6 protein-coding genes are annotated in these 6,560 nt (G+C 53.2%); 2 read left to right on the top strand and 4 right to left on the bottom strand.

Annotation, left to right across the window (positions count from 1 at the left end; translation table 11 throughout):
- Positions 1-38: 38 nt before the first annotated feature.
- A complete protein-coding gene (locus CF137_RS21975) occupies positions 39-371 on the top strand; it encodes a hypothetical protein (RefSeq protein WP_162515905.1) in 333 nt (110 codons plus the stop codon).
- A 42-nt stretch (positions 372-413) separates the two neighbouring features.
- On the opposite strand, the gene CF137_RS09720 is transcribed toward CF137_RS21975, so the two are convergent.
- The 4 genes from CF137_RS09720 to CF137_RS09705 all read right to left on the bottom strand — a co-directional run bounded on the left by CF137_RS09720 (position 414) and on the right by CF137_RS09705 (position 4,946).
- Positions 414-2,345, bottom strand: coding sequence for a putative bifunctional diguanylate cyclase/phosphodiesterase (locus CF137_RS09720; RefSeq protein WP_139718868.1), 1,932 nt, complete (start codon positions 2,343-2,345; stop codon positions 414-416).
- 23 nt (positions 2,346-2,368) lie between these two features.
- Positions 2,369-2,869 (bottom strand): putative pterin-binding protein, encoded by a 501-nt coding sequence (locus CF137_RS09715; protein ID WP_139718867.1) that lies wholly within the window; start codon positions 2,867-2,869, stop codon positions 2,369-2,371.
- A gap of 104 nt (positions 2,870-2,973) precedes the next feature.
- Positions 2,974-4,608: a chaperonin GroEL gene (gene groL, locus CF137_RS09710; protein WP_042024445.1), complete on the bottom strand. Its 1,635-nt coding sequence runs from the start codon at positions 4,606-4,608 to the stop codon at positions 2,974-2,976.
- Positions 4,609-4,652: 44 nt separating this feature from the next.
- Positions 4,653-4,946, bottom strand: a complete 294-nt coding sequence (locus tag CF137_RS09705; RefSeq protein WP_033136012.1) for a co-chaperone GroES — start codon at positions 4,944-4,946, stop codon at positions 4,653-4,655.
- Between the two features lie 259 nt (positions 4,947-5,205).
- On the opposite strand from CF137_RS09705, the gene CF137_RS09700 reads away from it, so the two are divergent.
- Complete coding sequence (locus CF137_RS09700) at positions 5,206-6,540, top strand: MATE family efflux transporter (RefSeq protein ID WP_240038538.1); 1,335 nt, start codon at positions 5,206-5,208, stop codon at positions 6,538-6,540.
- Positions 6,541-6,560 lie beyond the last annotated feature (20 nt).

Here is a 6,560-nt window from a genome sequence, read left to right as displayed (position 1 = left end):
AAATAAACTGTTCGACTTCTTATTGCTAAGAAATCGTCTTGGTCACTTCACCAGACATTGAAAATCAAAAATTAATTTTGATGCTCGATGCTGTGAGTGCCCACACAGATTGCTTGATTCAAATTGTTAAAGAGCGGCGCAACAGTTCGTTGCTGCGGGAGTGGAATTCTACTCAACCGCCTTCTCGAGTCAAGCCTTATTTTCAAAGGCTTTTCAAGGTTACCAACCGGGTGGTTTGCGTTGCCGCTTGCCCTGTCGATGTGGCGCATTATAGGGAGCAGAATCTTTCTGGCAAGCAGGAATTGCATGTTTTTTTGAAAAAATCACACAGACGTTCAAACAACAAACAATGCGTGGAATATTTGAACTAAATCACAGTTCCAGAGGCTAACCGCACCAGAGGGGATACTGCTTCAACCCATGTAAGCGGGCTCGGTTTGTTGACGCGCCAACCAAAGATCCTCCATCTCTAGCAAGGTTTGATAGATTTTTTCCGCCTGCTCAGGTCGGCTGAACAGATAACCTTGTCCATATAAGTGGATATCGGTCAGAGAACGCAACACATCAAGTTGCGCCTGGGTCTCGATCCCTTCACAGACCAGACTCTTGCCCAGCATGGATCCCAAGCGGCAAATGTTGGCAACCAACTCGGATGCCTCTATAGAGGTGTCAATGCCCTGAATAAAGGATCGGTCAATCTTCACTTTGCTGACCGGCAGTTTTTGCAGATAACTCAATGATGAGTAGCCGGTACCAAAGTCATCCAGTGCCAGTAGTACTCCCTGCTGGGTAAGATCTTGCATAAGTTGCAGAGAGTTCTTCACTTCCCGCATGGTGGTATCTTCGGTCACTTCCAATACCAGACTCCGGGCGGGCAAGTGATGCTCCATCAATGCCTTGGCTACCAGTTTGAGCAAATTACGCTGGTACATGCCCGGGGAAATATTGACGCACATCTGCAGGTCCACCAAGCCAAGCTGATGCCACTGCGAAAGTTGTTGGCACGCTGTATTTAACACCCAGCTACCCACTCTTTCTGCAAGCTGAAACTCTTCTGCCACCATGATCACCTCATTAGGGGGAATAAACCCCAACTCAGGGTGGCGCCAACGCAATAGGGCTTCGACCGCTTCACAGCGACCATTTTCAAGATTGACTATCGGCTGGTAATAGAGCTCCATGGCGTTATGTTCTAACGCCATGATCATGTCCGAAGCCAGGTGCTTGCGGCGGGTTGTCTCGTTTAGCAGCGAGTTATCGTAGATGACATAAGGCACTTGGGTCTTGCGACTATGAAACAGCGCTTGCTCTGCATGGCTCAACAACTCTTGAGTTTTGTTGCTGTCCATCGGATAAAATGCAATCCCGACCCCCGCCTCTAGCCGGAATGGATAGTTGTCATACACGATATCCTGCTTGAGCGCATTGTGTAAGCGAGCAACTAACTCCCGGACCTGGCGCAGATCACTGCTGCCACGCTGAATAATGGCAAACTGGTCCCCCCCCAAGCGACCACTCCACTCTCCCTCACCACACAATGTTCTTATTCGATTGGCGAACTCATTGAGCAAATAATCACCGGTGTCATAGCCGAACTTACTGTTGATATCCCTGAAATCGTTGATATCAATCAACACCAGTCCAAACGGCACGTCTTGAGTCGTGCACAGCTCCATTCGCTCCAACAAAGCAAATCGGTTGGGCAATCCGGTCAGCGGATCCTGCCTTGCCGCTCTAAAATGGCGACGCCCTTCATATATAAGCAGGATACTGAGCAACAGGACCGAAACAATCAGACCCGACACCATCAGTAGCAACGCATTGCGCAACTGGCCAAAATAACGATCGTTATCTGAATAGATGTTGATGTTCTTTTGCATCACAGAGGCAAGTGAGTAGGAAAGCGGCTCTTGAAGAGGTTCCAGCCGCATCATGATTTGCTGATAATCGCTGACGCCAGCTTTAAGGGTGGTGATATCGGGTTCAATATTGCGGATATTGCTTTCTATCAATTGAACCAGTCGTAAGGTCTTCTGCTTGTCCTCCATGCTTTTGCGCAACTGGCCGTTCAACAAAATGGGCGTTCTGCTCCAGAGGATGTCATAGCGCAGCATCAAGGTATCGTGATCGATGCCACCGTAGTGATACACCTTAACGGCAGTAAGGAAGCGCCCAAGCTCCAATTGCAACTGCATCAACGCCCAGGAAACATCGTAGGTGTATTTCTCCATCGCTCTGGTGGTGTTCTGGATCTGCATCAGGCAGTAGAGCGTGCTCCCGGTAAACGACAGGATGGATATATACAGAATGACGATCAGTGGCCAAGTTCTGGTCTTTCCTTTCATCCGATGCTCCTGTTGCGTATTGATCAGCGCTGGATGTCTATTGAATCAAGCTGCCAGATCATCATGTCGGTGTATTCAGAGCGCTTCAGTTCCGGATACTGATCGAGAGGGAGCATAAACCAAATCGGTCCCTTATCGCGCACTCGCATGACTACCCCATCATCTTGCCATGCCAAAATAGGATCATACTTAGCGACTTTGTCCCACTCGATACTGATCTGGAAACTGTTCAATGCTGTCAGGATAACAGTTTTACCACTAGCCCCAACCGAAGCCAACAGGTCCGCCAGCTTGGGTCCTCTATATCGGTGCGGTTTATCGACCCAGGGATTGCCGGTCACCACTTCATGCTGTGGCAGCGCCTGCAGCTTGGCCAGGTCAAACAGTACCTTGCCATCCACCTCATCTGTCGACTTTATATTGCCGCTGACTTTCAAGATCACCGGTCCGGTGAGCGCCTCTGCTGAGGCCGTTGGCATGATGACCAATGAAAGAAGCAGGGCAATGCAACCAAAAACGTTCATGTTCTCTCCCAAAAATGTGCTGTCTCAACAGACTCAGTTTAGCCAGATATAAAAAAACGGCTCGCCTAGGGCGAGCCGTTTCTCAAACAGAGCCGGGATGATGATTACATCATGCCCATGCCGCCCATACCACCCATGTCCGGCATGGCTGGAGTATCTTTCTTCGGCATCTCGGTGATCATGCACTCGGTGGTGATCATCAAACCGGCGATGGAAGAGGCAAACTGCAGGGCTGAACGGGTAACCTTGGTCGGATCCAGGATACCCATGGCCAGCATGTCACCGTACTGTTCGGTGTATGCGTTGTAACCGAAGTTGCCTTCACCGTTCTTCACTGCGTTGGCAATGACGGAGGCTTCTTCACCGGCGTTGATCACGATCTGACGCAGCGGAGCTTCCATGGCACGCAAGGCAACCTTGATACCCACGTTTTGGTCTTCGTTGTCGCCACGCAGGCCAACCAGCTTGGCAGCTACGCGCACCAGCGCAACACCACCACCGGCAACCACACCCTCTTCAACGGCAGCGCGAGTTGCATGCAGGGCATCGTCAACACGGGCTTTCTTCTCTTTCATCTCGACTTCAGTGGCAGCACCAACCTTGATGACCGCAACACCACCGGCCAACTTGGCCACGCGCTCTTGCAGCTTCTCACGGTCGTAATCAGAAGACGTATCTTCGATTTGCTGACGGATCTGGGCAACACGGCCTTCGATCACGGTTGCATCACCCACGCCATCGATGATGGTGGTGTTCTCTTTGGTGATGACGATGCGCTTGGCACGACCCAGATCTTCCAGAGTCGCTTTTTCCAGCTCCATGCCCACTTCTTCAGAGATCACGGTACCGCCAGTCAGTACGGCGATATCTTGCAGCATGGCCTTGCGACGATCACCAAAGCCCGGTGCCTTGACGGCTGCGACTTTCACGATACCGCGCATGGTGTTGACCACCAGAGTAGCCAGCGCTTCACCTTCAACGTCTTCAGCAACGATCAACAGCGGCTTGCCTGCTTTGGCAACACCTTCCAGCACCGGCAACATTTCGCGGATGTTGGATACTTTCTTGTCAACCAGCAGGATGAACGGGTCGTCCAGTTCAACGGAACCAGTCTCTTGCTTGTTGATGAAATAAGGGGACAGATAGCCGCGATCGAACTGCATGCCTTCTACCACAGCCAGCTCATCGTCCAGACCCTGGCCATCTTCAACAGTGATGACACCATCACGGCCGACTTTGTCCATGGCTTCAGCAATCAGCTTGCCCACTTTCTCGTCGGAGTTGGCAGAGATGGTGCCTACCTGAGCGATGGCGTTGCTGTCAGCGCAAGGCTGGGACAGCGCTTGCAGCTCGGCAACAGCAGCCACAACGGCTTTGTCGATACCGCGCTTCAGATCCATCGGGTTCATGCCAGCCGCGACGGCTTTCAGACCTTCGTTGACGATCGCCTGAGCCAGAACGGTTGCAGTAGTGGTACCGTCACCGGCGGCATCGTTAGCCTTGGAAGCAACTTCCTTGACCATCTGGGCGCCCATGTTCTGGAACTTGTCTTCCAGCTCGATTTCGCGCGCAACGGACACACCATCTTTGGTGATAGTCGGGGCGCCGAAGGACTTGTCCAGCACCACGTTGCGGCCTTTCGGGCCCAGGGTGACCTTGACCGCATCGGCCAGGATGTTTACGCCTTCCAGCATCTTGATGCGGGCTTCGTTACCAAACTTAACGTCTTTAGCTGCCATTTTTCTTCAATCCTTAAATCAATTCGGGGAAAAAGGAGGATGGATTACGCTTCGACAATCGCCAGGATGTCGGTTTCGGAGAGGATCAGTACATCCTGACCATCCAGCTTTTCGGTCTTTACGCCGTAGCCTTCGTTGAAGATAACCTTGTCACCCACCTTCACTGCCAGCGCTTTGACTTCGCCATTATCCAGGATGCGACCAGTCCCCACGGCAAGCACTTCACCACGGGTGGACTTCTGGGCCGCGGTACCCGTCAAAACGATACCACCGGCGGATTTGGCTTCAGCTTCGATGCGCTTGATGATGACGCGGTCGTGCAGCGGACGAATTTTCATCGATAACTCTCCCAAAATGAGTCTTATTGTTGCTTTGAGGAATGGCCGTTTCTGACCAAATTAGATATGGCACTGATGTGGGGCAAAGTAGCTAACCCTTCAAGGGCAAATACAAAAAAAATATTTTCACGTACTATGAAGCTCTTCGATTGTTCGCCCGTGTCCTCACCATGGATAAAAGCCGGATTCAGCCCATCGCTGCCATGCCTGAACCCTCAAAGCCAGATACAGAGACTCGCCATTGACCCGCACTAACCCCATGCTGACAGCACCTATCCCTGTCGTACTGCGCCAGATGACGGGCCCGATGATTTTCGGCATCATCGCCATTCTGGCGTTCAACCTGGTCGATACCTTTTTTATCGGCATGCTGGGTACTCAGGCGCTGGCCGCCATCAGTTTTACCTTTCCGGTGACCTTTGTCGTCACCTCCCTCGCCATGGGATTGGGTGCCGGGCTGTCTGCGGTGATCGGCCATACCCTGGGGCAAGGCAAGCACGATGAGGCCGCCCATCTCGCCACCGACAGTCTGTTTCTGGCGGTGATCATGGTGGCCCTGCTCTCCGTGGGCGGCGCACTCACCATCAAACCGCTGTTTACCCTGCTGGGAGCCAGTGTCGAACTCATCTCCCTCATCCATGACTACATGCTGATCTGGTATCTGACCGTGCCCATGCTGGTATTACCCATGGTGGGCAATGCGGCTATCCGCGCGACCGGGGATACCAAGACCCCTAGCGTGGTGATGGCGGTAGCCGGGTTGGTCAACGGGGTGCTGGATCCCTTGCTGATCTTCGGCATAGGTCCGTTTCCCGAATGGGGGATCCGCGGGGCGGCCATCGCCACCTCTATTTCCTGGTTGATGGCGATGCTGGTCAGCCTCTATATCTTGCGCCATCGAGAAGGTTTACTGCTGTGGCGCCTCTCTGCCCGACCCCGACTGTTTCAGCACTGGCGCTCACTGCTTCATGTCGCGGTACCGGCATCCTTTACCAATATGCTCAACCCCTTGGCCAATGCGGTGCTGATGACCTTTTTCGCCGGTCTTGGCACCGAAGTGGTGGCCGCCTACGGCGCGGCCTCGCGGGTCGAAGCGCTGCTGCTGATCGTGATGATGGCCCTTGCCTCCGTGCTTGCCCCTTTCATCTCGCAAAACTGCGGGGCGGGTAATCCGGCCCGCGCCAAGGCTGCGTTGCAAAGCTGTATGGGTTTTGCGTTGCTGTTCCAGCTCGCCATCTATGGCCTGACCTGGCTGCTTGCTCCCTTTATTGCCAGGCTGTTCAGCGAGCAGCCACAGGTGGTGCGCTTGATCACTCTTTATCTGCATCTGGTGCCGATTGGTTATGGCTTTCAGGGGATGGTGATGCTGTTAGCTTCTGCGCTCAATGGCGTGCGGGCATCCAGCATCTCGTTCTTGTTCAATGGGCTACGACTGTTTGGTTTCCTGTTGCCAGGGGCATGGCTGGGGGCAAAACTGGGGGGAGAACAGGGGATCTATCTGGGAATACTGCTGGCCAATCTGGCGGCGGGCACCCTCGCCTGGTGGTATGCCCGACACCGCTTCGAGGCGCTGTGTCATCAGGGTAAACCCTGATCGGTCACTCGCCTCGGGTT

It is taken from the genome of Aeromonas sobria, from assembly GCF_006243315.1.
GTDB classification, from domain to species: domain Bacteria; phylum Pseudomonadota; class Gammaproteobacteria; order Enterobacterales; family Aeromonadaceae; genus Aeromonas; species Aeromonas sobria_A.
Note: the sequence above shows the minus strand (reverse complement) of the source record. Positions and strands in the feature narration are given on the sequence as shown.

Coding starts and splice junctions, on each gene's coding strand:
- groL (WP_042024445.1), bottom strand. CDS start 4,608: ATGGCAGCTAAAGACGTTAAGTTTGGTAACGAAGCCCGCATCAAGATG.
- CF137_RS09705 (WP_033136012.1), bottom strand. CDS start 4,946: ATGAAAATTCGTCCGCTGCACGACCGCGTCATCATCAAGCGCATCGAA.
- CF137_RS09720 (WP_139718868.1), bottom strand. CDS start 2,345: ATGAAAGGAAAGACCAGAACTTGGCCACTGATCGTCATTCTGTATATA.
- CF137_RS09700 (WP_240038538.1), top strand. CDS start 5,206: ATGCTGACAGCACCTATCCCTGTCGTACTGCGCCAGATGACGGGCCCG.
- CF137_RS09715 (WP_139718867.1), bottom strand. CDS start 2,869: ATGAACGTTTTTGGTTGCATTGCCCTGCTTCTTTCATTGGTCATCATG.